The sequence below is a fragment of the Rhizobium rosettiformans W3 genome (assembly GCF_004912135.1).
Lineage (GTDB): Bacteria > Pseudomonadota > Alphaproteobacteria > Rhizobiales > Rhizobiaceae > Allorhizobium > Allorhizobium rosettiformans.
In genome coordinates this window covers 109,985-133,558 of the sequence record NZ_STGU01000009.1, presented here as the reverse complement: position 1 = coordinate 133,558, position 23,574 = coordinate 109,985, and the positions used below count along the sequence as shown (strand labels likewise).

The following is a 23,574-nucleotide window of genomic DNA, read 5'->3' as shown; positions in this document are numbered from 1 at the left end:
TCAATGCTGAAGGTTGGCGACGAGATCCGGCACATGACCGAGATCGGGTATCTCGCGGAAGCGCGGTGCCTCTTCGGGCTTTTCGACATGCTCGAGCACCCAGGTCAGCTCATGCGGGACGAACACGCCCCAGGCGCCGGCAGCGATCGCCGGCACGATGTCCGATTTCAGCGAGTTGCCGATCATCATCGACCGCTCCGGTCCCTCGCCATGTTTCCCGAAGATCCGCCGATAGGTGGTGGCGGTCTTGTCGGAGACGATCTCGACCGCATCGAAATAATCGCCAAGGCCAGATTGCGCGAGTTTCCGCTCCTGATCGAACAGGTCGCCCTTGGTGATCAGAACGAGGAAATACTTGCCGGCCAATGCGTCGAGCGCATCGCGGGCATGCGGCAGGCATTCGACCGGGTGACTCAGGAGGTCGCGACCGATCGCCAGGATCTCGCTGATGACGGAGGAGGGGGCTCGCCCCTCGGTGATCTCGAGCGCCGTCTCGATCATCGAGAGGGTAAAACCTTTGATGCCGAAGCCGTAATGGGCGAGGTTGCGCTTCTCCGCCTCCAGCAGACGGTCCGAGACGTGATCTCCTTCGGCATAGTCGGCGAGCAGGCTGCGGAAATGGCTTTCCGTCAGCTTGTAATACTGCTCGTTCTGCCAGAGCGTGTCATCGGCATCGAAGCCGATCACAGAGACAGGGCGATTGGACATGACGCCTCCTTTTCAGTCAGGGGGCTGAGACTAATCCGTCTCTTCGGCAAAGCAATGGCGTCCGAAGACGCCATTGCAGGGTTGTGGGGAATGCGGCTTATTGCCCGTTCTTGGCAAGCCATTCCTTCATCATGGCGATCTCGCCTTCCTGGGCCGCGATCACCTCTTCGGCAAGCTTGCGGATCTCGGGATCCTTGCCGTGTTCGAGCACGATCTTCGCCATGTCGATCGCGCCCTGGTGATGCGGGATCATGCCCTGCACGAAATCGACATCGGCATTACCGGTCAGCGGCACGGCCATGTCCTTGTGCATCTTGGCATTGGCCTCCTGGAATGCCTTCGACGACGGGCTGTCGTCCATCATGGAGTGACCCATGGCCGACATGTCATGGCCCTGATGCATGGTGTTGTCCTGGGCGAGGACAAGGGACGTGGAAAGGGCGGTCGAAAGCGACGCCGCAACGAGAAGCTTCTTCAGCATTGAAATCTCCTGTGCTGATCGATGAAAGGAAAAGCGCGGACCTCATGGCCGCGCGGTTCATCGCATCAGGCGCGGGGAGGGGGTGTGAGCGGCGCCGTCATCTGCGACACCAGCCTTGGGGAAAGGCTCATAGCTTCGGCGGCCCGCGCCGGCTTGCCGCTATCGGCAAGCACAGGATCGGCGGGCAAGGTCAAACAGGCTGCGCAGTGCGAGGCCATCTTCAGAGGCTTCGATGACTGATCGTCTTCATCGATAGAGATGGTCTTTCCGCCAAAATGCGGGCAGTCGCTATCCGCCACGGTCTTGGTCGGCAGGTGGTGGAACGTGAAGAGATCGCCTTGATCCATCGCATGCATAACGGGCATGGCCATGGCCGGCATGCCGATCATCGGCATGGCGCCATAGGCGAGTCCTGCGAGCAGGAATAGAAAACGTATGAGCGGTCTCATGACTTGAAGATGATGCTGGATCGCGTCGAAAGCAAGGCCAGCAAGGTGAGCCTCAGCGCACGATCACGCGATGCACGATCTTGTAGTCCCGGCTCTCTTCGCCAAAGGGAATGACCGGCCAATCCCAGCTGTCCCGGACCGGACCCGGATCAACCCCATGCATCAGGTCGACCGTTTCGTGGGTCTGGTTGTTTCGGTCGATCACCGTGTAGCCCACATCCGTGACGAGACAGGTTGCGGCCGGAACTTGGGCAAGACCCTCAAGATGGGCGGCGATGACTTGGGGAACAAGCACCTCGGCATCCACATGTCCTTCGAGCTTGCGCGCAGCGCCAACTCCGATCTGCGACAGCAGGTTCGCCGAGACGACGAAATCGAGATAGGGCACCTGCCGGAGAAACGAGAGCGGCTCGACAGCCTCTCCGGCAAGCAGCGCATCGAGCCCCGAAAGATCCCGCTCGATCAGCCGGATGTTCTTGAAACGCTTGACCGTGAGCCAGCTCCGCACGCTTGCCAGATGCACGAGATCGACCAGCACCACCGTATCGAAGAGCCGCGAAAGCTCGGCAACCGGCACATCGCGCAACAGTCCCGAGCCCAGCACCACCACCGTCCGCCTCTGCCGACAGGCTTCGGCCGCGCTCAGAATAGTCGCCATCGTCCGTCTCTCGTGGTCCGCCCAGTCGGCGCGACAGCGATTGGCCCGCGCCCAGAGATTGACGGAGGAGCGAATGAACGGACGATGCGCGGCCGAGGTTACGGGCCAGCTCGCGGCATAATTCAGGGCTTCGAGGATCATGGATTACCGATAGACGGAGCTGCGATGGCCGATCTCGACCACGAGTACGATGAGTTTGCCGTCCTGGATATCGCAGATGATGCGGTAGTCGCCAACTGTGTAGCGCCAATAGGCACCAAGCTTGCTGCCATGAAGCGGATCTCCAAGGCTTCGGGGGTTGTCGTGGGTAGCAAGGCGTTCTTCAAGAAACTGTTTGATGCGGCGCTGGATGACGGGATCGAGTTTCTTGATCGTTTTCTGAACGGGCTGACGATACTCAATCGTCCAGGCCACGCCAGAACTCCTCGGAACTGATGACCTTGTCCTCACCGCTCTGGATACGCCTCATGGCTTCATCGGCGGCGGCCAGATCTTGAAGGTTTTCAAGTTCCCGCTGGATCATCTGGCGCAGATACTCATCCGGCTCCGCACCGGCCTCCGACGCGTATTCGACGATCAACTGGTGCATTTCTTCCGGCATCTCGAGCGTGACGCGCTTGTTCATCGGCCCAACCTCTGGTTTCGCGCTGTAATATACCACCGCACCGGCCCATTTTCCAGCATCCGGCCTTCACCCCACCCGCCTTCGCCCTTGCCGCCAAATCCTTGATCCTCTAAGACACCGGCACCTTTTTGAAACGAGAATTCCGGTTGTCATCATGAGCGATAAGAACAAGAAGCCCCAGAAGCTGAAGGCCCGCCTGCCGCGCGGCTTCGTCGATCGCGAGGCTGCCGATATCCGCGCTGCCAACCAGATGATGGAGACCATCCGCGAGGTCTATGAGCGCTATGGTTTCGACCCGATCGAGACGCCGCTCTTCGAATACACCGATGCACTCGGCAAGTTTCTGCCCGACTCGGACCGCCCGAATGAAGGCGTCTTCTCGCTGCAGGACGATGACGAGCAATGGATGTCGCTGCGTTACGACCTGACGGCCCCGATGGCGCGTCATGTCGCGGAGAACTTCCAGGAAATCCAGCTGCCGTTCCGCACCTATCGCGCCGGCTACGTGTTTCGCAACGAGAAGCCGGGCCCGGGCCGCTTCCGCCAGTTCATGCAGTTCGACGCCGACACGGTCGGCGCGCCGGGCGTCCAGTCCGATGCCGAAATGTGCATGATGATGGCCGACACGCTGGAAGCGCTGGGCATCAAGCGCGGCGACTATGTGATCCGGGTCAACAACCGCAAGGTTTTGGATGGCGTCATGGATGCCATCGGCCTCGGCGGCGAGGAGAATGCCGGCCGTCGTTTGAATGTGCTGCGCGCCATCGACAAGCTCGATAAGTTTGGCCCTGAGGGCGTTAGGCTGCTGCTTGGAGAAGGTCGTAAGGACGAGTCAGGCGACTTCACTAAGGGTGCAGGTCTCGCCGAAGATCAAATCAACAAACTTGAGCTTTTCTACAGTGGCGTGGGTCAGAGTGCGCAGGACCTATTCAAACCTGCGACGGACGCCGCGGCGCAGGATGACCACTCGGTCGTGAATGCCGACGGCCTGACGTCCTATCCGGCAAACTCGATACAGCTTGCAGGTTATCTGGAGCTGTTCGATGCACAGCATCCGGCGCACGAGGGTTTCAAGGAACTGAAGGCAATAAGCGATCTTGTCCGGGCGGCAGGCTACGGAACCAAACGCATCCGTATGGATGTTTCCGTCGTCCGTGGCCTCGAATACTATACCGGCCCCGTCTACGAAGCTGAACTCACCTTCGACGTCACCAATGAAAAGGGTGAAAAGGTCGTCTTCGGCTCGGTCGGCGGCGGTGGTCGTTACGATGGTCTCGTCTCGCGCTTCATGGGCCAGCCGGTCCCGGCCACGGGCTTCTCGATCGGCGTCTCGCGCCTGATGACGGCGCTGAAGAACCTCGGCAAGCTCGGCCAGGATGAGGTGCTTGGCCCTGTCCTCGTCACCGTCATGGATGGCGATGTCGAGAGCATGGGCCGCTATCAGCGCTTCACGCAGCAGCTTCGCGCCGAAGGCATCCGGGCCGAAATGTACCAGGGCAACTGGAAGAAGTTCGGCAACCAGCTGAAATATGCCGACCGCCGTGGTGCTCCCATCGCCATCATCCAGGGCGGCGACGAGCGCGCGCAAGGCGTCGTCCAGATCAAGGACCTGATCGAGGGCAAGCGCCTTTCCGGCGAAATCACCGACAATACCGAATGGCGCGAGGCCCGCGTCGCGCAGGAAGTCGTGGCCGAGGCCGAGCTCGTGGGCAAGGTCAAGGAAATCCTGGCCGCTCAGGCGGAAGATCGTCGTCGGGCGAAGGGTGTCTGACGTGATGTCGGGTGGTTACCCCCCTCTGCCCTGCCGGGCATCTCCCCCACAAGGGGGGAGAGCGGGTTGGGGCCGGCCTCTTGCTCAGCCACCACTCTCCCCCCTTGTGGGGGAGATGTCACGAAGTGACAGAGGGGGGTGCAGCACCCTCTGCGGAGTTCTTTGATGCCCCTGACCGACATGCCCGATTTCGCCGGCACCATCCTGCAGGAATTCACATCCCGCGGCACGACCCGCGTGGACACGCCGGTGATCCAGCCGGCCGCGCCCTTCCTCGACATGGCGGGCGAGGACCTACGCCGCCGCATCTTCTTGACCGAGAACGAGCGCGGCGAAAGCCTGTGCCTGCGTCCGGAATTCACCATCCCCGTCTGCCTGCGCCACATCGAAACCGCGACCGGCACGCCGAAGCGCTATGCCTATCTCGGTGAAGTCTTCCGCCAGCGTCGCGAAGGACCGCAGGAGTTTTATCAGGCCGGCATCGAGGATCTCGGCGATATCGCAACTGCCGCTGCCGATGCCCGGGCGATTGCCGATAGCGTGGCGATCCTCACCCGCCTGCTGCCGACCAAAACGCTGACCGTGACCCTCGGCGACCAGTCCGTCTTCGAAGCCGTCGTGAAGGCGCTCGGCCTGCCCGCCGGTTGGCAGAAGCGTCTCATCCAGGCTTTCGGCAATCCGGTTCAGATCGACCAGCTACTGCGGACTTTGGCGACCCCGACGCCGGTGCCGGGTCTGGCGCCTGAGGTCTCGGATCTTCTGGCAAAGGGTAACCAGGAGGCCCTGATCGCCCACATCGACGCGACCATGCAGGAAACCGGCTATCTGACCAATGCGAGCCGCACGCCGGCCGAGATCGCCCGCCGCCTGAAGGAAAAGCTGGAGCTCTCCGAGACCCGCCTCGATGGCGCGGCCCTGCTTCTGCTGCGCGAATTCCTCTCGCTCGAACTGCCGCTTGCCGATGCCTCGGCCGCCCTTGCCGGCTTTGCCGATGCCGCAGGCCTGAAGCTTGGTTCAGCACTCAGCCGCTTCGACGAACGCGTGGCAGCCCTTGCCAATATCGGCACGGATCTCGCCCGCATCACCTACCGCGCCGCCTTCGGTCGTCCGCTCGATTATTACACCGGCCTCGTCTTCGAGGTGGCGGTGAAAGGCAAGCCCGCGGTGCTCGCCGGTGGCGGTCGCTTCGACCGGCTGCTCACCCTGCTCGGCGCTGAGACGCATATCCCGGCCGTTGGCTTCTCGCTCTGGCTGGATCGAATTGAGACCGAGAGGAGCGCGTCATGACCATCACAATCGGTCTGCCCTCCAAGGGCCGCATGAAGGACGATGCCTCCGCCATTTTCGAGAAAGCCGGCATGAAGATCGTCGCCGTCGGCAATGACCGCTCCTATCGCGGCCGTGTCGAAGGTTTCGACGATGTCGAGATCGCCTATCTCTCCGCTTCCGAAATCTCGCGCGAGATCGGGAATGGTACCGTCGATTTTGGCGTGACTGGCGAAGATCTGATCCGTGAAGGCCTGGCGGAAGCCGACAGCCGCGTCGAGATCGCGGCTCGCCTCGGCTTTGGCCATGCCGATGTGGTCGTGGCAGTTCCCGAGATCTGGTACGATGTCGACACCATGGCCGATCTCGGCGATGTCGCCGCCGAATTCCGCACCCGCCATGGCCGACGCCTCGCCATCGCCACCAAGTACTGGCGCCTGACGCAGCAGCATTTTTCCGGGAGCCACGGCATCCAGCTCTACCGCATTGTGGAAAGCCTCGGCGCCACCGAAGGCGCACCCGCGGCGGGCCAGGCCGACATCATCGTCGACATCACCTCGACCGGCTCGACGTTGCGCGCCAATCACCTGAAGGTCCTCTCGGATGGCGTCATCCTGCGCTCCGAGGCCTGCCTCGTCAGGGCACGCAAGCCGGAGCATGAGGGCAATGCGATGATCGGTCGGATCATCGAGGCTGTGCGCGGGGTCCTCTGAGGCGTGAGACTTCTCGTCGTGCGGTACCCCCCTCTGCCCTGCCGGGCATCTCCCCCACAAGGGGGGAGACCAATCCGCGGCTGGCGCCGCGCACTCCCTCTGCTCTCCCCCCTTGTGGGGGAGATGTCACGAAGTGACAGAGGGGGGTATGATCTGGCTCACCTATGGATTCTCGATGCGAAAAAACCCGCCGGATCGCTCCAGCGGGTTTCTTGTTGCCTTCAAGGGGCAGGGATATCAGGCAGCGACGGCTTGGGCGGAACCGCGGCGGGCGTCGATCGAGTAGGCGCCGGCGCCGACGATGGCGAGTGCGATGTAGCCGCCAGCCAGCGTGATGTTCTTCATCATCATGATCTGGTTCAGCGTGTTGATCCAGCCGAGAGCGCCTTCCGGCCAGCCTTCGATGGCAACGGTGCCGGAGTGGAAGACGAGGCCCGTGAAGACGCAGAAGAGCGCAACGGTCCAGGCGGTGATCTTGGTCTGGAAGCCGACGAGGATGAAGAGGCCAGCGACGAGTTCATAGAGACCAGCGGCATAGGCGAGCAGATCGGCAGCCGGGAAACCGGCGCCGGCGATCATGCCGGCAGTGCCGGCCGGGTCGGTCAACTTGCCGAAGCCGGACATGATGAACATGAAGGAAAGCAGGATACGAACGAGAACGAGAAGGCCGTTATTGGTGGCGGACATGGGGGAACTCCGTTGAGCGTTGACGCTGAAACCCCCATCGTTGGCGGCCTCAGTCTGTGCCGCTTAGATGCATGCTTTTTTGTCGCAGGCATAGGTTAACAGTCTTTGACTGATCGTTCACAAAAACGAAACGACATCGCCGGCCTCGTTCGGTGCTCCACTCTTCCCAGAGCACGGCGGGCTCCCTACCTCCTATGGCATCCCCCGAGCAAAAGGAGCCTCGAGCATGGCAGATCTTTCCGCGTTCCCGATCACGACCAAGTGGCCAGCCGCCAATCCAGACGTCATCCAGCTTTACTCCCTGCCGACGCCGAATGGCGTCAAGGCCTCCATTGCGCTGGAAGAAATGGGCCTGGCCTATGAACCGCATCTCGTTGATTTCGGCAGCAATGCACAGAAGAGCCCGGAATTCGTCTCGCTGAACCCAAACGGTCGCATTCCCGCATTGATCGATCCCAATGGCCCCGATGGGAAGCCGATCGGCATCTTCGAGTCCGGCGCCATTCTCATCTATCTCGCGGACAAGACCGGCAAGCTTCTGCCAAAGGAAGGAGCGGCACGTTATGCCGTGTTGCAATGGCTGATGTTCCAGATGGGCGGTGTCGGGCCGATGTTCGGCCAGTATGGCCATTTCTACAAGTTCGCCGCCGACAAGGTGGAGAACAACCCTTACCCCGCCCAGCGCTATCGTGACGAAACCCGCCGTCTGCTCGGTGTGCTGGAAGCCCAATTGGAAAAAGGGCCGTGGTTGACGGGCGAGGACTATACGATCGCCGACATCGCCACCTGGCCCTGGGTGCGTGCGCTCAAGGTCTTCTATGCCGGTGAAACCGATCTCGGCCTCGCCGACTTCCCGCGCGTGCAGGAATGGTGGACCCGTGCCGAAGCCCGGCCTGCCAGCCAGAAGGGGCTCAACATCCCGGCGCGCGGCTGATCATGTCAGGGGAGGCGTCGGTGGACGCCTTCCTTTCTCCCGGATGTCCCTGAAGAGAAACGGCGTCAGACGGGTGAAACGGAAACGGTTGTCGGCAGCTGAAACCGCGGAAAGATGAAAAGCCCGACCATGTTGCCGCCGCTGCCTTCGAAGTCGGAGGATTCCCCGATGCAGAAGACCGGCTGGCGGTGCTGGCTGCCGGTCACGATGGTGGTGGAATAGCAGAAACGCGAAGGCTGGGTGGCAGCCTGCTCGAACAGCCGCAAAATATGCCCGCGATCCGCCTGCTCATAGCAGCGCATGACGGTCAGCAGACCGCATTCGTCATTGTCGAGGCCATGCAGGACCCTGGCGTTCTCCCCAAGCTTCAATAGCCCGTTGGTGAGATCGCCCGTCCAGTCTTCGGACAGGCCAAAACGGCAGTCATGCTGCCCCAACAGGCCTTTTCCGTCCTGTTCGCTGACCCTGAAAGCGGTCGCGAGATTGGCATTTGCTATTTTGAACAAGGCTTTCCCCAAGTCGATAGCCAGAACCGGCCCACTGTCTTCCCGGCCTGCGGCAGTCACTGCCGTAGCCACCCCTTCCGGCCGGAGCCGGCATGCCCGTCCGAACGGAGCTTCGTTCCTCCGGTTGCAGCAGTGAACACACCACCGCCACCATGCATCCTCGCCCCTGATCGAGGAAGCACAGCGTAAAAGTCCATCTCAGCCAGCCTTCCGACCGACAGACCTGGACGAAGTCAATCGCCGCATATTGCTCCGGATGCATCCATGTCGCGTTGCATGGCGGCGCATTTTGCGATCCGCCAGGCGTTCATGCTTCCCCCACAAGAAGCTTGAAGAACAACACGCTAGACACGCCGGAGTTAACGCACTGGATACCATGTTTTATTTCGGCTGAAAACGGTAGATGTCTCGATTTGGCACAGAACACTCGACCAAGGTAATAAAGCTAAATATTAGGATAAAATAATATACGGAGATTACACAGCATTTTCACGCTCGTGATGGAGCAGTGCTTGCATCTCACTTCGCAGATATTGAAATATTAGAAAGTTTTTTGTCAACAGTTCAGTTGGGCATCCGCCGTCGCCATCTTTGGGTGCACGAGCACGCCAAAGAAAAAGGGCGACCCGAGGGCCGCCCTTCCAAAAGACTGAACCGGATGGCTCAGATGTCAGACCCGAAAGTCTTACATCATGTCCATGCCGCCAGTTCAGCGCGCTTGACGCGCTGAACCACTTTAAGTGATGGGCGGCTCCAATGGACCTGATTGTAAGACCTGTTGGTCTTACATCATGTCCATGCCGCCCATGCCGCCCATGCCGCCCGGCATGCCGCCAGCAGCTTCCTTCTTCGGAAGTTCGGCGATCATGGCTTCGGTGGTGATCAGCAGCGAGGCAACCGAAGCTGCATTCTGCAGAGCCGTGCGGACAACCTTGACGGGATCGACGATACCCATGGCGATCATGTCGCCGAATTCGCCGGTCTGGGCGTTGTAGCCGAAGTTTTCTTCGTTCTTGTCGAGGATCTTGCCGACGATGATCGAAGCTTCGTCACCAGCGTTGGTTGCGATCTGGCGAACCAGAGCCTGCAGCGCACGGCGAACGATGTTGATACCAGCTTCCTGGTCGTCGTTGACGCCCTTGGCGGTGATCTTCGTGGACGAACGCAGGAGAGCAGTGCCACCGCCCGGTACGATGCCTTCCTGAACGGCCGCGCGGGTCGCGTTCAGAGCGTCGTCGATGCGGTCCTTGCGCTCCTTGACTTCGATTTCGGTCGAGCCGCCGACGCGGATGACGGCAACGCCACCGGCGAGCTTGGCCAGACGCTCCTGGAGCTTCTCGCGGTCGTAGTCCGAAGTGGTTTCTTCGATCTGCGCCTTGATCTGGGCAACGCGGCCTTCGATGTCCGACTTCTGGCCGTTACCATCGACGATCGTGGTGTTTTCCTTGGTAATGGAGACCTTCTTGGCGCGGCCGAGCATGTCGAGGGTGACAGACTCGAGCTTGATGCCGAGGTCTTCCGAGATCACGGTACCACCGGTCAGGATCGCGATGTCTTCGAGCATGGCCTTGCGGCGATCGCCGAAGCCCGGAGCCTTGACGGCAGCGATCTTCAGGCCGCCACGCAGCTTGTTGACGACGAGCGTTGCAAGGGCTTCGCCTTCGACGTCTTCAGCGATGATGACGAGCGGCTTGCCGGTCTGAACGACGGCTTCGAGAACCGGCAGCATGGCCTGGAGGTTCGAGAGCTTCTTCTCGTGCAGCAGGATGAACGCGTCTTCGAGGTCAGCGACCATCTTTTCCGGGTTCGTCACGAAGTAGGGGCTCAGGTAGCCGCGATCGAACTGCATGCCTTCGACGACTTCGAGTTCGGTTTCAGCGGTCTTGGCTTCTTCGACGGTGATGACGCCTTCGTTGCCAACCTTCTGCATGGCTTCAGCAATGTCGTTACCGACCTGCGTGTCGCCGTTTGCCGAGATCGTGCCGACCTGGGCAACTTCAGCCGAGGTGGAGATCTTCTTGGCCTTGGCCTGGAGGTCCTTGACGACTTCAGCGACGGCCAGATCGATACCGCGCTTCAGGTCCATCGGGTTCATGCCGGCGGCAACGGCCTTGGCGCCTTCGCGAACGATGGCCTGGGCCAGAACGGTTGCGGTGGTGGTGCCGTCACCGGCGATGTCGTTGGTCTTCGAAGCAACTTCGCGGACCATCTGGGCGCCCATGTTTTCGAACTTGTCTTCCAGTTCGATTTCCTTGGCAACCGATACACCGTCCTTGGTGATGCGCGGAGCGCCGAAGGACTTGTCGATGATGACGTTACGACCCTTCGGGCCGAGGGTAACCTTCACGGCGTCTGCGAGGATGTCGACGCCATGCAGCATCTTTTCGCGCGCGGTGCGGCCAAACTTGATTTCTTTAGCAGCCATGTTCAAACTCCCGGGCGTCTAGCCCATTGTTGACTTGGTTAAAAAGGAAGTGGGGACCAGGCTGAGATCAGCCGATGATGCCCATGATGTCGGCTTCCTTCATGATCAGCAGGTCGACGCCGTCGAGCTTGACCTCGGTGCCGGACCACTTGCCGAACAGAACGCGGTCGCCGACCTTCACGTCGAGGGCAACCTGCTTGCCGCTTTCGTCGCGGGCGCCAGGACCAACGGCGATGACTTCGCCTTCAGCCGGCTTTTCCTTGGCGGTGTCGGGAATGATGATGCCGCCCTTGGTCTTTTCTTCGGATTCGACGCGCTTGACGACAACGCGATCGTGCAGAGGACGGAAATTGGTGCTTGCCATTGTCTAATCCCTCGATCAAATGACATTCGCGATCCCGGACGGGACCACATCGGAATTTGTTAGCACTCTCCCTCAGGGAGTGCCAGCGACGCTGAGATAAGAACAGGCTCCGAACGAGTCAAGCGTCTCGTGAAAAAAGGGAAGGTGCATGCCGGCCAAAAAAACCGACATTCACGACACCCAGGTCCTGACCGACCGCCCTGCATCCCCGACATTTTCCGAGCTCACCTCCGCCTTCGCCCGGATCGGCGTCCTCTCCTTCGGCGGTCCCGCCGCGCAGATCGCGCTGATGCACAAGATCTGCGTCGAGGAAAAGCGCTGGATCGATGAAGACCGTTATCTGCATGCCTTGAACTACTGCATGCTGCTTCCGGGCCCCGAGGCGCAACAACTTGCCACCTATATCGGCTGGCTCCTGCATGGCGTGCGCGGCGGCATTGTCGCCGGCCTGCTCTTCGTTCTACCGGGCCTGGCCGTCATCCTAGGACTGTCCGCTCTTTACGCGCTTTATCAGGAGACAAGCCTCGTCACCGGCCTCTTCTTCGGCTTGAAGGCGGCCGTGCTGGCGATTGTCGTCGAGGCTGTCATCCGCATCGGAAAGCGGGCGCTGAAGACGAGTTTTCATCGGGGACTGGCGGCCGCAGCCTTCTTCGCGCTCTTCCTGTTCTCCGTGCCGTTCCCGCTCGTTCTGCTCGCTGCTGCGCTCATCGGCTTGCTTCACGCACGAGGCGGGGAAACGTCGACGGCTGAGATATCGCCCGAGGTCGGCGCGCGTCCGCCCTTATCCAGTCAGGTGGCCACGCTCCTGTTCTGGATCGCGGTCTGGCTCGCACCTCTGCCGCTGCTGTGGTGGGCGCTGCCGGAAACCGCTCTGCCCGAAGTGCAAAGCTTCTTTTCAAAGATGGCGCTCGTCACCTTCGGCGGCGCCTATGCCGTGCTGGCCTATGTCGCTCAGGTCGCCGTCGATCATTATGCCTGGCTCAAACCCGGCGAAATGCTCGACGGCCTGGCTCTGGCCGAGACGACACCCGGACCGCTCGTCCTGGTTCTCTCCTATGTCGGCTTTCTCGCCGGCTTTCGGGAAAGCGGCGTGCTCGACCCGCTGATCGGTGGCCTGCTCGGTGGCCTGATCGCCGCCTGGGCCACCTTCATTCCGAGCTTCATCTGGATCTTCGCCGGTGCGCCCTATGTCGAGCGGCTGCGCGGCAACCGTCTCTTGAGTGCCGCGTTATCCGCTATCACCGCGGCCGTCGTCGGCGTCATCCTCAATCTGGCCGTCTGGTTCGCGCTGCATGTCTTGTTTAACCAGGTGGAGCCGGTCGATCTCGCACAGCTAGGTCCGCTGACGCTCTCCGTTCCGCAGCCGGTCTGGTCGTCGCTGGATTGGCAGGCGCTTGTCATCGCCGTCATCTCGGCCGTCCTGATCTTCCGCTTCCATATCGGCATCGGCAAGACGCTGCTCGCTGCAGGCGCGCTGGGGCTGGCAGCCCGTTTCCTTCTCTAACGCTAAAGGCAACGGCTGCCAATTTCGGGCCTCGCGACGCTTGCCCCTTGCCTTGCCGCCCGTCCTTTGCCATGTCACCGGACACACTTCGAGCAGTCAGGACAGATGATGACCCACAGCATTTCCACCCTCGGTGACGTAACCGACGCCTATGACGTCATTCTCTGCGATGTCTGGGGCGTGCTGCACAACGGCATCGACGCCTTTCCGCTCGCCGGCGAAGCGCTGACCGCCGCGCGGGAGAAGGGCCTGACGGTGGTGCTGATCACCAATTCACCCCGACCCGCGATCGGCGTGATCCCGCAGCTGCGCGCCATCGGTGTTCCTGACAGCGCCTATGACCGCATTGTCACGTCGGGCGATGTCACCCGCACGCTGATCGCCGCCGGACCGAAGAAGGTATTCCTGCTCGGGCCCGAACGCGACCTGCCGCTTTTCGACGGTCTCGACGTGGAGGTGGTCTCGAAGGAAGAGGCAGACTGCGTGGTCTGCACCGGCTTCTTCGACGACGAGGTCGAGACACCGGAAGACTACCGCGACATGCTGACGGATTTTGTCGCCCGGAAGGTGCCGCTGATCTGCGCCAATCCGGATCTGGTCGTCGAGCGCGGTCACCGCATCATCCCCTGCGCCGGCGCTGTTGCCGCATTTTACACAGCACTCGGCGGCGAGACCCGCATCGCCGGCAAGCCGCATGCACCGATCTACGCCGCAACGCTGGCGGCGGCAAAGGAAGCCCGCGGCGACTTCGACAAGGCCCGCGTGCTCGCCATCGGCGATGGCATGCCGACCGACGTCAAGGGTGCCGTCGATGCCGGCCTCGACCTTCTCTACATCTCCGGCGGCATCCACGCTGCGGATTACACGGCAAACGGCCTGACCGACGAGGGCAAGCTGCATGTCTTCCTCGATCGCGAGAAGGTCGCGCCGCAATACTGGATGCACAGGCTGGCATGAGGCGCATGCTGAGATGACCATCTTTCACCGCAATGAAAAGAAGGAACCGCTGCCCGCAGCCCTGCGCGGCGGCGTGGTGGCGATCGGCAATTTTGATGGCGTGCATCGTGGCCACCAGGCCGTGTTGAAGCGCGCGCTGGAGCGGGCCGAAACGCTCGGGGTGCCCGCTCTGGTGCTGACCTTCGAGCCCCATCCGCGCACCGTCTTCAATCCGGACAAGCCGGTCTTCAGGCTCACCCCGCCATCCTTGCGCGCCCGCATCCTTCAGGCCATGGGCTTCCATTCGGTCATCGAATACCCCTTCGACCGGGAATTTTCGCAGCGCTCGGCCGAGGATTTCGTCCAGTCGATCCTGGGCGACTGGCTCGGCGCCAAGGAGGTCGTGACCGGCTTCGATTTCCATTTCGGCAAGGGAAGGGAAGGCGGTCCCGCCTATCTCATGCAGGCCGGAAGCCGCCACGGCTTCGGCGTCAGCCTCGTCGATGCCTTTCGCGATGAAGGCGCCGAAGTCATTTCCTCGAGCCGCATTCGTGGCCTGATCGCAGACGGCGACGTTGCCCAGGCCGCCGGTCTCCTCGGCTATCGCTACACGGTCGAAGCGGAGATCATGAAGGGCCAGCAGCTCGGCCGCACGCTGGGCTTCCCCACCGCCAACATGCATCTGCCGCCGGAAGCAACCTTGCGTCCCGGTATCTATGCCGTCCGCTTCCGCCGGATCGATGGCATCATCCGCGATGGCGTCGCCAGTTTCGGCTATCGTCCGACCGTCACCAGCAATGGCGATCCATGGCTGGAAACCTTCGTCTTCGATTTCTCCGGCGATCTCTACGGCGAAACCTGCTCCGTCTCGCTCTTCGGATTCCTGCGCGACGAATGGAAGTTCGACGGGCTGGATCCGCTCGTCGCCCAGATCCACAAGGATGCGGAGGAGGCGAGGGCGCTGCTCTCCGGCGTCAAGCCGCTCGGCCCGCTGGACGCTGCGATTACCTTCTGAGGTAACACTCCGCCGTCATCGATGTGAGTTGCCCATCCGCTCAGCGTCACATATGCATGGTCATATGTAAGATCGGCCCGTGACCCGGCGGGCGACGCTGGAGACTGACTTGACCGAATTCACCCCCTTGATGTCTTTCGCCGGAGGCCTGCTGATCGGCTTCTCGGCACTTCTCCTGATGCTGACTTGGGGCCGCATCGCCGGCATGACCGCGATCATCGGCGGCATCCTGCCGCCGCTCGGCGCCGACTGGTCCTGGAAAGCCGCTTTCCTCGCCGGCGCGATCCTGGCGCCGCTCGCTCTATCGGTCGGCGGCTACGAGGTCGACTATTCGGTACCGGTCTCCACCACCGCCCTGATCATCGGCGGCCTGATTGCCGGCATCGGTGTCACCTTCGGTTCCGGCTGCACCTCCGGCCATGGCATCTGCGGCATGGCGCGCCTCTCGCGCCGCTCGATGGCCGCAACCGCCACCTTCATGGCCTTCGCGATCGTCACCGTCTTCCTCATCCGTCATGTCTTCGGGGTCTCGATCTGATGCGGTTCCTCATCGTTTTCTTCATTGGCGCCCTGTTCGGGACCGGCATCGTTCTCTCGGGCATGGCAAACCCCGCCAAGGTCCTCAACTTCTTCGACCTCGCCGGCAGCTTCGATCCGAGCCTCGCCTTTGTCATGGCCGGCGCTTTGTCGATTGCAGCACCCGGCTACGCGCTCCTTTTCCGCAGCCGGCAAAAGCCGCTCTTCGATGCGACCTTCCGCCTGCCCAAGGCGAACGACATCGACGCGAAGCTGATCGGCGGCTCCGCCGTCTTCGGAATCGGCTGGGGCATTGCCGGCTTCTGCCCGGGTGCATCGATCCCCGCACTCGGCCTCGGCCATGCGTCGGCGGCGATCTTCGTTGCGGCCCTGCTCATCGGCATCCTGATCGCCCGGCGCCTCGCCAAGGCGGATTTCTTCGCCGACCTTTCACGCTCGGGCTGAGCGCCGCCTGCGGGCAACGCCGGCCATCACCGCTTGACGCCTCGGCCGCATTGCCGCCTAGTGCGACCAGCACATCAGTTGAGACAGCCCGAAAGGCAACCCATGGCCACGACGCCGCGCAGACCCGCCAATCCGAAGGATGCCGCCGAGGCTCTGTTCAAGCCCGCGAAGAAGCCCGCAGCCCCGGTGGTCGAGCGCCGCGCGCCGCCGCAGGTTAAGGAACTGGTCTCGATCAAGCTCGACAGCGCGATCCTCGAACACTTCCAGAAGGACGGCCCCGGCTGGCAGGACCGCATCAACGACGCCCTGCGTGCGGTCGTCGAGGCGGAGAGCAGCGAGTAGGAAGCCACGCACGGCGCTCCATCTTGCCCCTTCCTTTCGGAACGAAAAACCCCTAAAGAACGCGGCGACATGACGTATCTTTCGGCGGCCCGGATCATTCGAATTATTGGCCCGGCCCTCCCGGTGGCTTGAAGAGCTGCGGGAAGGTCCGGGTTTTTTGGCGTGAGGTCTGTAGCCTGACGCCCGCTTGCCGCCACTCCAAGACGCAAATTCCGCGACCCCGAGGTCGCCCCATCCGATGGCTGATTCATGACCGATACCCCTGAAAAGATCGATTACTCCAAGACCCTCTATCTGCCCGAGACCGAATTCCCGATGCGCGCCGGCCTTCCCCAGAAGGAGCCGGAAATGGCGGCGAAGTGGAAACAGATGGGTCTTTACAAGAAGCTGCGCGCCTCCGCCGCCGGCCGCGACAAGTTCGTCCTGCATGACGGCCCGCCCTATGCCAACGGCAACATCCATATCGGCCACGCGCTGAACAAGGTGCTGAAGGACGTCATCACCCGCTCCTTCCAGATGCGCGGCTTCGATAGCAACTACGTGCCCGGCTGGGACTGCCATGGCCTGCCGATCGAGTGGAAGATCGAGGAAGCCTATCGCGCCAAGGGCAAGGACAAGAACGAAGTTCCGATCAACGAATTCCGCCAGGAATGCCGTGACTTCGCGCAGGGCTGGATCAACATCCAGGCGGAAGAATTCCGCCGCCTCGGCATCGAGGGCGACTTCGACAATCCCTACACCACCATGGCATTCCATTCGGAAGCCCGCATCGCCGGCGAACTGCTGAAGATCGCCATGAGCGGCCAGCTCTATCGCGGCTCCAAGCCGATCATGTGGTCGGTCGTCGAGCGCACGGCGCTTGCCGAAGCCGAAGTGGAATATGCCGAGGTCGAGAGCGACACGATCTGGGTGAAGTTCCCGGTGGTGGAAGGCGCAGATGAATTGAAGTCTGCCTCCGTCGTCATCTGGACGACCACCCCTTGGACCATCCCGGGCAACCGCGCGATCTCCTACTCCTCGAAGATCGAATACGGTCTCTACGAGATCACGGAAGCCACCAACGACTTCGGCCCGCAGCCGGGCGAAAAGCTGATCTTCGCCAAGCGCCTCGCCGAAGATGCATCCACCAAAGCCAAGGTGACCTTCAAGCTCGTCCGTGATGTGACCGCGGCCGAACTCGGCGCGATCACCTGCGCGCACCCGCTGGCAAGTCTTGGCTACACCTTTGCCGTCCCGATGCTCGACGGCGACCACGTGACCGACGACGCCGGTACGGGTTTCGTCCACACCGCCCCATCCCACGGTCGCGAAGACTTTGAAGCCTGGATGGCGAATGTCCGCGCGCTCGAAGCCCGTGGCATCGACGTGAAGATCCCGTTCCCGGTCGACGATGCCGGTTTCTACACCGAAGACGCCCCCGGTTTCGGCCCCTCGGCCGAAGGCGGCGCTGCTCGCGTTCTCGACGACAACGGCAAGAAGGGCGACGCCAACAAGCGGGTCATGGATGCGCTGATCAAGGCGAACAACCTCTTCGCCCGTGGCCGCATCAAGCACGAATACCCGCATTCCTGGCGTTCCAAGAAGCCGGTCATCTTCCGCAACACGCCGCAGTGGTTCGTCTACATGGACAAGGAACTCGGCGACGGCACGACGCTGCGCACCCGTGCGCTGTCCGCCATCGACCAGACCCGTTTCGTCCCGGCCGGCGGCCAGAACCGTCTGCGTGCGATGATCGAGCAGCGTCCGGACTGGGTGCTCTCGCGTCAGCGCGCCTGGGGCGTGCCGATCTGCGTCTTCGCCGATGCCGAAGGCAATGTGCTGAAGGATGAGAAGGTCAACGCCCGCATCCTCGAAGCCTTCGAGAAGGAAGGGGCAGACGCCTGGTTCGCCGAAGGCGCCAAGGACCGTTTCCTCGCCGGCGAGCATGATGGCGAGAAGTGGCAGATGGTCACCGACATCCTCGACGTCTGGTTCGATTCAGGCTCGACCCATACCTTCACGCTGGAAGATCGCCCGGATCTCAAGTGGCCGGCCGATGTCTATCTGGAAGGTTCCGACCAGCATCGCGGCTGGTTCCATTCGTCGCTGCTTGAAAGCTGCGCCACCCGCGGCCGCGCGCCCTATAACGCCGTCATCACCCATGGCTTCACCATGGCAGAAGACGGTCGCAAGATGTCGAAGTCGCTCGGCAACACCGTGACGCCGCAGGACGTGATGAAGGAATCCGGAGCCGATATCCTGCGCCTCTGGGTCATGTCGACCGACTATGCCGAAGACCAGCGCCTCGGCAAGACGATCATCCAGACCAACATCGACGCCTACCGCAAGATCCGCAACACGATCCGCTGGATGCTCGGCACGCTCGCCCACGACAAGGGCGAGGAGATCGCCTATGCCGACCTGCCGGAACTCGAAAAGCTGATGCTGCATCGTCTGGCCGAACTCGACCAGCTGGTCCGCAAGTCCTACGATGAATTCGACTTCAAGCGCATCGTCCGCGCGCTTTCGGACTTCGCCAATGTCGAACTCTCGGCCTTCTACTTCGACATCCGCAAGGACACGCTCTACTGCGACGCGCCGTCCAGCCTGAAGCGCCGTTCGGCGCTCTTCGTCATCCGCAAGCTCTTCGATTGCCTGGTCCTGTGGTTCGCGCCGATGATGCCCTTCACCACGGAAGAGGCCTGGCTCTCTCGTGACCCGAAGGCGGAGTCGGTCCATCTCGAGCAGTTCCCGGTGATCCCGGCCAACTGGTCGAACGAGGCGGTCGCCGATAAGTGGAAAAAGGTCCGCACTGTGCGCCGCGCCGTCACCGGCGCGCTCGAAATCGAGCGCAAGGAAAAGCGCATCGGCTCCTCGCTGGAAGCCGCTCCGATCGTCCATGTCGCCGATGCGGAGCTCCTGAAGGCACTCGACGGTCTCGACTTCGCCGAAATCTGCATCACCTCGGACATTGAGGTCGTGTCGGGCGAAGGCCCGGCGGAAGCCTTCCGTCTCGACGATGGCACCAAGGTCGCGGTCGAGCCGAAGCTCGCCGAAGGCACGAAATGCGCCCGCTCATGGAAGATCACCAAGGATGTCGGCTCCGATCCGGACTATCCCGACGTTTCCGCCCGCGATGCCCAGGCGCTGCGTGAACTCGCGGCACTCGGATAAGGAAATGTGACCGGATGATTTGCGCTTTTGCGGGTCATCCGGTAAAACTGCCTGAAATTGGCCGAATTCGACCGGCAGGGCTGGTCGCGAGTATTCGGCACGACTGATGTAACTGCGGCGAGGCTGGTAGGCATTCATGAATTCGGCATATCTGTTCAGAGTTGGCCTCGGTCTGGTTGGCCTTTTCGGCGTCACGGCCAGCCTGTCCGGCTGCGTCGGCAGCCCGACCTACGGCACTGACAAGACGGCAATGGAGCAGCTGGTGGATGACGTCGGCTCGGCCGTGTCGATCGCCCCGCGCGAAGCTGCCAACAAGGACACGAAGTACAACCCGCGTCCGGATCTCGTGCTGCCGCCGGGTGGCACCCAGACGGCTGCCCTCGTTGCGCCGCAGGCTTCCGTCGCAAGCCGCGAAAACAATCCGGAATGGGTGGAATCGCCGGAAGAGGCACGTGAACGCCTCGTCGCCGAAGCCGACGCCAATGCGAACAACCCGCGCTACCGTTCGCCGCTGCTTGCCGGCTACGGCACGGCAGGCACCATGACCGAGACCCAGAAGTGGCAGGCCTTCCGCGAGGCACGCCAGCTGCAGAAGGGCGCCTATCTCGACCAGCGCCGTCTTCTCTCCGATCCGCCGGCCGAATATCGCCAGACCCAGGACGTCGCTCTAACCGACCTGGGCGAGCCGGAAGCCAAGAAGGAAAAGCGTCGCAAGAAGGAAGCCAAGGCTGCCCAGCAGACCAGCTCCTGGTGGATGCCTTTCCAGTAAACCTTTTATCGATATCGTGAATTCCGGGGCAGGGCGGCAACGACCTGCCCTTTTGCTTGAGGTCGTCAGATGAACTTCACCATTCGCCCCGCCACGCCGGAAGATGCCGCCGTCATCCTCGGCTTCATCATCGAACTCGCCGTCTATGAAAAGGCGGGCCATGAGGTCGAGGCAACCGAGGAGACGGTCCGATCCTCGATCTTCGGCGAAGGCTCGGTGACGGATGCGGTAATCCTGGAGGCCGATGACAAGCCGGCCGGCTTTGCCGTCTGGTTCTACAGCTATTCTACCTGGCAGGCGAAGAACGGGCTTTATCTGGAGGACCTCTACGTCTCGCCCGACTTCCGCGGCTCCGGCGCCGGAAAGCTGCTTCTCAAACATCTCGCACGTGTGGCGGTGGAAAAGGGATGCGGCCGCTTCGAGTGGAGCGTGCTCGATTGGAACGAGCCGGCCATCCGCGTCTATGACGCCGTCGGTGCCGAGCCGCAGAACGAATGGATCCGCTACCGATTGGCCGGCCAGAAGCTCAAGGATTTCGCCGGCATCGCATGAGGCGGCTTGAAGGCCGCCCTTTTACTCTTCGTTTTCCACCGTGCGGGCGACAAGCGCCATGTGCAGCGCCTGGAGCGCCGGGCCGATGAAGGAAACCCAAAGCAGCGCCATGTTGCGCTCCGCGTGGTCATGCCGAGACAGCACGAAGATCAGGCCGATGATCGTCAGCATCAGGACGGGCGTCGTCGCGATCGCGAGAAGCCGCGGCGCCCGCCAGTTTACGGTGCCATCGGCCGACCATTGCATCGGCAGACGGTCGCTATGCGGCGCGACGTTGCGATAGGCCCAGAAGGCAATGGCAGCCATGCCGGCAATCGACAGCGTGAGCACAACAAAGATCATCAATCCCTCCGATCCTGGAAGAAGGCCCTGAGCATTTCGGCCGCTTCGCTTTCGCGAATGCCGGAATAGACATCCGGCGCGTGATGGCAGGTGGACTGCGCAAAGAAGCGGACACCATTTTCGACCGCACCACCTTTGACATCGCCGGCAGCATAATAGAGTCGCCTCATCCGGGCAAAGGAGATTGCCGCCGCACACATGGTGCAGGGTTCGAGCGTCACATAGAGATCGGCATCAACAAGCCGTTCGTCGCCCACGGCAGACGCGGCACGTCGGATGGCGAGGATCTCGGCATGGGCGGTCACGTCGTTGAGGGCCCGTGTCTCGTTGCCGGCCCGACCGAGGATCCGTCCGTCGCGCACAACCACGGCCCCGATCGGAACCTCGCCACGCTCGCCGGCCGCACGCGCCTCCTCGAAGGCCGCCTCCATGAAGCCGTTTGTCTTCTCCATGCCTGAACTTTCCACTTAACCAGAGCCGCGCGACCTGATACGACAGCCCAAACCACAGGCAAACAGCAAATGACATTCAAAGACAAGTCCAGGCGTCCGGGGGCGAAGTCCTCCGACCGCGGCGGCAAGCCGCAAACCCGAAAGCCGTCCGCAGCCTCAGCAGACAAGCCCGCGTCGAAGCCCGCCCGCGCGCCCCGCGCCGAGGCGCCGGCCGGCGACGAGGCCATGAAGCCCGAGCGCATCTCCAAGCTGCTCGCGCGTGCCGGCGTCGCATCCCGTCGCGACATCGAGCGCATGATCATGGAAGGCCGCGTTTCCGTGAACGGCAAGGTGCTCGAAACACCGGTGCTGAACGCAACGCTCGCCGACAAGATCGAGGTCGACGGCCAGCCGATCCGCGGCATCGAACGCACCCGCCTGTGGCTCTACCACAAGCCGGCCGGCCTGGTGACGACCAATTCCGATCCGGAAGGCCGTCCGACCGTATTCGAGAACCTGCCGGAAGAACTGCCGCGGGTCATGTCGATCGGCCGTCTCGACATCAACACCGAGGGTCTGCTGCTGCTCACCAATGACGGTGGTCTTGCCCGTGTCCTGGAATTGCCTACGACCGGCTGGCTGCGGCGTTATCGCGTGCGCGCCTATGGCGATATCGACCAGCCGGCGCTCGATGCGCTGAAGGAAGGCATCGCCGTTGATGGCGTGCTCTACGGTGCGATCGATGCGACGCTCGACCGCAAGCAGGGCCACAATGCCTGGATCACCATGGGCCTGCGTGAAGGCAAGAACCGCGAGATCAAGAACGTGCTCGGCGCGCTCGGCCTCGAGGTCAACCGCCTGATCCGCATCTCCTATGGCCCGTTCCAGCTCGGCGATCTGCCGGAAGGCCAGGTGGTGGAAGTGCGCGGCCGCATGCTGCGTGACCAGCTTGGTCCCCGCCTGATCGAGGAATCCAAGGCCAATTTCGACGCGCCGATCTACAGCCATGGCACGGAGACGGACGAGGAGGACGCTGCAGCGCCGGCCAAGAAGTCCGGCCGCGAGCCGAAGGCCGACTGGGGTCGCGACGAGCGCTCTTTCGAGAAGAAGCGCTCTGGCCCGAAGGATCGGGGAGACAAGGGTGACCGCCGCGAGCGGGCGCTCGGCCGTCTCGATACCCGCCGCGACGATGGCAATTCTGGCGACAAGTTTGCCGACAAGCCGAAGCGGCCCGCTGGCAACACCAAGGGCAGGACGGCAAATGTCTGGATGGCCCCGGGTGCCCGGCCGCTCGGCGAAAAGGCGGCCGCTGCCGCTGCCCGCCGCAAGCCTGATCCGCGCGGCGCAAAAACCGCCGATCGTTTCGACGACAGGCCGACCTCGACCGTCAAGATCACCCGTGCCCGCGACGAAGAGGGTGATTGGATCCGCGCCGATGGACCGGATCAGAAATCGGGTGCACGCGAAGGCGGCCGTGGCGGAAAGCCCGGCGGTTTCGGTGCCCGTCCCGCCCGCCGGGAGGGAGACGACCGTGCTCCCCGCCGTGACTTCGGCGACCGTGCCGAGCGCGCTCCCCGTCGAGACGCAGAAGATCGCGGACCGCGTCGAGAGTTCTCCGATCGTGGTCCCAAGCGCGATTTCGGTGATCGCCCCGCACGAGGTGATCGCCCGCGTGACGACCGGCCCCGGGATGACAGGCCACGCGATGACAGGCCTCGCGGCGAGCGCCCCTTCGGTGACAAGCCGCGCGGTGGCAAGCCCTTTGGTGACAAGCCAGCCGGCAAGTCCTTCGGTGGCAAGCCTTCAGGCAAGCCGGGTGGAAAGTCCTTTGGTGGCAAGCCAGGCGGCAAGAGCTTCGGTGGCAAGCCGGGTGGCCGTCCTGCAGGTGGCCCGCGCTCCGGTGGTCCGGGGGCTAAGCCTTCCGGCAGCCGCGGTGGCGCGCCCAAGGGCAAGAGGTAAGCC

26 protein-coding genes are annotated in these 23,574 nt (G+C 62.4%); 14 read left to right on the top strand and 12 right to left on the bottom strand.

All coding sequences use genetic code 11. From position 1 onward, the window contains the following. From FAA86_RS16650 to relB, 6 genes are all read right to left on the bottom strand, one after another. Nucleotides 1-708: an HAD family hydrolase gene (locus tag FAA86_RS16650; RefSeq protein ID WP_136542303.1), complete on the bottom strand. Its 708-nt coding sequence runs from the start codon at nt 706-708 to the stop codon at nt 1-3. 97 nt (nt 709-805) lie between these two features. Next, nucleotides 806-1,189, bottom strand: a complete 384-nt coding sequence (gene copM, locus FAA86_RS16645) for a CopM family metallochaperone (protein ID WP_136542302.1) — start codon at nt 1,187-1,189, stop codon at nt 806-808. A gap of 65 nt (nt 1,190-1,254) precedes the next feature. Continuing rightward, on the bottom strand, nt 1,255-1,584 hold the full coding sequence (locus FAA86_RS16640) for a hypothetical protein (RefSeq protein ID WP_136542301.1): 330 nt from the start codon (nt 1,582-1,584) through the stop codon (nt 1,255-1,257). A gap of 106 nt (nt 1,585-1,690) precedes the next feature. Next, nucleotides 1,691-2,437 carry a hypothetical protein gene (locus FAA86_RS16635; protein ID WP_136542300.1) on the bottom strand — a complete coding sequence of 249 codons (747 nt, stop codon included), beginning with the start codon at nt 2,435-2,437 and terminating at the stop codon, nt 1,691-1,693. A 3-nt stretch (nt 2,438-2,440) separates the two neighbouring features. Continuing rightward, a complete protein-coding gene (locus FAA86_RS16630; protein WP_136542299.1) occupies nt 2,441-2,710 on the bottom strand; it encodes a type II toxin-antitoxin system RelE family toxin in 270 nt (89 codons plus the stop codon). Further along, complete coding sequence (gene relB, locus FAA86_RS16625) at nt 2,694-2,921, bottom strand: type II toxin-antitoxin system RelB family antitoxin (protein ID WP_136542298.1); 228 nt, start codon at nt 2,919-2,921, stop codon at nt 2,694-2,696. Before relB ends, FAA86_RS16630 begins: the two co-directional genes overlap by 17 nt. 154 nt (nt 2,922-3,075) lie before the next feature. Here relB and hisS point away from each other — a divergent pair, with 154 nt between their 5' ends. The 3 genes from hisS (at nt 3,076) to hisG (ending at nt 6,671) form a co-directional block, all read left to right on the top strand. Beyond that, complete coding sequence (gene hisS, locus FAA86_RS16620; protein ID WP_136542297.1) at nt 3,076-4,692, top strand: histidine--tRNA ligase; 1,617 nt, start codon at nt 3,076-3,078, stop codon at nt 4,690-4,692. Between the two features lie 165 nt (nt 4,693-4,857). Then, a complete protein-coding gene (locus FAA86_RS16615; protein ID WP_136542296.1) occupies nt 4,858-5,979 on the top strand; it encodes an ATP phosphoribosyltransferase regulatory subunit in 1,122 nt (373 codons plus the stop codon). Continuing rightward, complete coding sequence (gene hisG, locus FAA86_RS16610; RefSeq protein WP_136542295.1) at nt 5,976-6,671, top strand: ATP phosphoribosyltransferase; 696 nt, start codon at nt 5,976-5,978, stop codon at nt 6,669-6,671. Before FAA86_RS16615 ends, hisG begins: the two co-directional genes overlap by 4 nt. Nucleotides 6,672-6,908: 237 nt before the next feature. Here hisG and FAA86_RS16605 read toward each other — a convergent pair whose 3' ends face one another. Next, entirely contained in the window at nt 6,909-7,358 is a 450-nt protein-coding gene (locus FAA86_RS16605) for a DoxX family protein (protein ID WP_113462051.1), read from the bottom strand. Nucleotides 7,359-7,584: 226 nt separating this feature from the next. Here FAA86_RS16605 and FAA86_RS16600 point away from each other — a divergent pair, with 226 nt between their 5' ends. Continuing rightward, nucleotides 7,585-8,292: a glutathione S-transferase C-terminal domain-containing protein gene (locus FAA86_RS16600; RefSeq protein WP_136542294.1), complete on the top strand. Its 708-nt coding sequence runs from the start codon at nt 7,585-7,587 to the stop codon at nt 8,290-8,292. Between the two features lie 65 nt (nt 8,293-8,357). Here the strand turns inward: FAA86_RS16600 and FAA86_RS16595 are convergent, their stop codons facing one another. From FAA86_RS16595 to groES, 3 genes are all read right to left on the bottom strand, one after another. Next, entirely contained in the window at nt 8,358-8,798 is a 441-nt protein-coding gene (locus FAA86_RS16595) for a hypothetical protein (RefSeq protein WP_136542293.1), read from the bottom strand. A 784-nt stretch (nt 8,799-9,582) separates the two neighbouring features. Then, the gene (gene groL / locus FAA86_RS16590; protein ID WP_136542292.1) at nt 9,583-11,223 is read right to left on the bottom strand and encodes a chaperonin GroEL; all 1,641 of its coding nucleotides are present in this window, start codon (nt 11,221-11,223) and stop codon (nt 9,583-9,585) included. A 67-nt stretch (nt 11,224-11,290) separates the two neighbouring features. Continuing rightward, nucleotides 11,291-11,587: a co-chaperone GroES gene (gene groES, locus FAA86_RS16585; protein ID WP_062276043.1), complete on the bottom strand. Its 297-nt coding sequence runs from the start codon at nt 11,585-11,587 to the stop codon at nt 11,291-11,293. Between the two features lie 148 nt (nt 11,588-11,735). On the opposite strand from groES, the gene chrA reads away from it, so the two are divergent. From chrA to FAA86_RS16540, 9 genes are all read left to right on the top strand, one after another. Continuing rightward, nucleotides 11,736-13,091 carry a chromate efflux transporter gene (chrA, locus tag FAA86_RS16580; protein WP_136542291.1) on the top strand — a complete coding sequence of 452 codons (1,356 nt, stop codon included), beginning with the start codon at nt 11,736-11,738 and terminating at the stop codon, nt 13,089-13,091. Between the two features lie 108 nt (nt 13,092-13,199). Further along, nucleotides 13,200-14,048, top strand: coding sequence for a TIGR01459 family HAD-type hydrolase (locus FAA86_RS16575; protein WP_136542290.1), 849 nt, complete (start codon nt 13,200-13,202; stop codon nt 14,046-14,048). 13 nt (nt 14,049-14,061) lie between these two features. Further along, complete coding sequence (locus FAA86_RS16570) at nt 14,062-15,042, top strand: bifunctional riboflavin kinase/FAD synthetase (RefSeq protein ID WP_136542289.1); 981 nt, start codon at nt 14,062-14,064, stop codon at nt 15,040-15,042. Nucleotides 15,043-15,151: 109 nt separating this feature from the next. Beyond that, nucleotides 15,152-15,580: a YeeE/YedE family protein gene (locus FAA86_RS16565; protein WP_246035115.1), complete on the top strand. Its 429-nt coding sequence runs from the start codon at nt 15,152-15,154 to the stop codon at nt 15,578-15,580. Then, nucleotides 15,580-16,023: a DUF6691 family protein gene (locus FAA86_RS16560; protein WP_136542288.1), complete on the top strand. Its 444-nt coding sequence runs from the start codon at nt 15,580-15,582 to the stop codon at nt 16,021-16,023. The genes FAA86_RS16565 and FAA86_RS16560 overlap by 1 nt, the downstream gene beginning before the upstream one ends. Before the next feature lie 102 nt (nt 16,024-16,125). After that, nucleotides 16,126-16,365 (top strand): BrnA antitoxin family protein, encoded by a 240-nt coding sequence (locus FAA86_RS16555; RefSeq protein ID WP_136542287.1) that lies wholly within the window; start codon nt 16,126-16,128, stop codon nt 16,363-16,365. Between the two features lie 249 nt (nt 16,366-16,614). Next, entirely contained in the window at nt 16,615-19,518 is a 2,904-nt protein-coding gene (ileS, locus tag FAA86_RS16550) for an isoleucine--tRNA ligase (RefSeq protein WP_136542286.1), read from the top strand. A 136-nt stretch (nt 19,519-19,654) separates the two neighbouring features. Then, the gene (locus FAA86_RS16545) at nt 19,655-20,287 is read left to right on the top strand and encodes a hypothetical protein (RefSeq protein ID WP_136542285.1); all 633 of its coding nucleotides are present in this window, start codon (nt 19,655-19,657) and stop codon (nt 20,285-20,287) included. 69 nt (nt 20,288-20,356) lie between these two features. After that, nucleotides 20,357-20,839 carry a GNAT family N-acetyltransferase gene (locus tag FAA86_RS16540; RefSeq protein ID WP_136542284.1) on the top strand — a complete coding sequence of 161 codons (483 nt, stop codon included), beginning with the start codon at nt 20,357-20,359 and terminating at the stop codon, nt 20,837-20,839. A 21-nt stretch (nt 20,840-20,860) separates the two neighbouring features. Here FAA86_RS16540 and FAA86_RS16535 read toward each other — a convergent pair whose 3' ends face one another. Both FAA86_RS16535 and FAA86_RS16530 read right to left on the bottom strand, forming a co-directional pair. After that, nucleotides 20,861-21,181: a hypothetical protein gene (locus tag FAA86_RS16535; protein WP_136542283.1), complete on the bottom strand. Its 321-nt coding sequence runs from the start codon at nt 21,179-21,181 to the stop codon at nt 20,861-20,863. Then, complete coding sequence (locus tag FAA86_RS16530) at nt 21,181-21,633, bottom strand: nucleoside deaminase (protein WP_136542282.1); 453 nt, start codon at nt 21,631-21,633, stop codon at nt 21,181-21,183. The genes FAA86_RS16535 and FAA86_RS16530 overlap by 1 nt, the downstream gene beginning before the upstream one ends. Before the next feature lie 69 nt (nt 21,634-21,702). On the opposite strand from FAA86_RS16530, the gene FAA86_RS16525 reads away from it, so the two are divergent. After that, the gene (locus tag FAA86_RS16525; RefSeq protein ID WP_136542281.1) at nt 21,703-23,571 is read left to right on the top strand and encodes a pseudouridine synthase; all 1,869 of its coding nucleotides are present in this window, start codon (nt 21,703-21,705) and stop codon (nt 23,569-23,571) included. Nucleotides 23,572-23,574 lie beyond the last annotated feature (3 nt).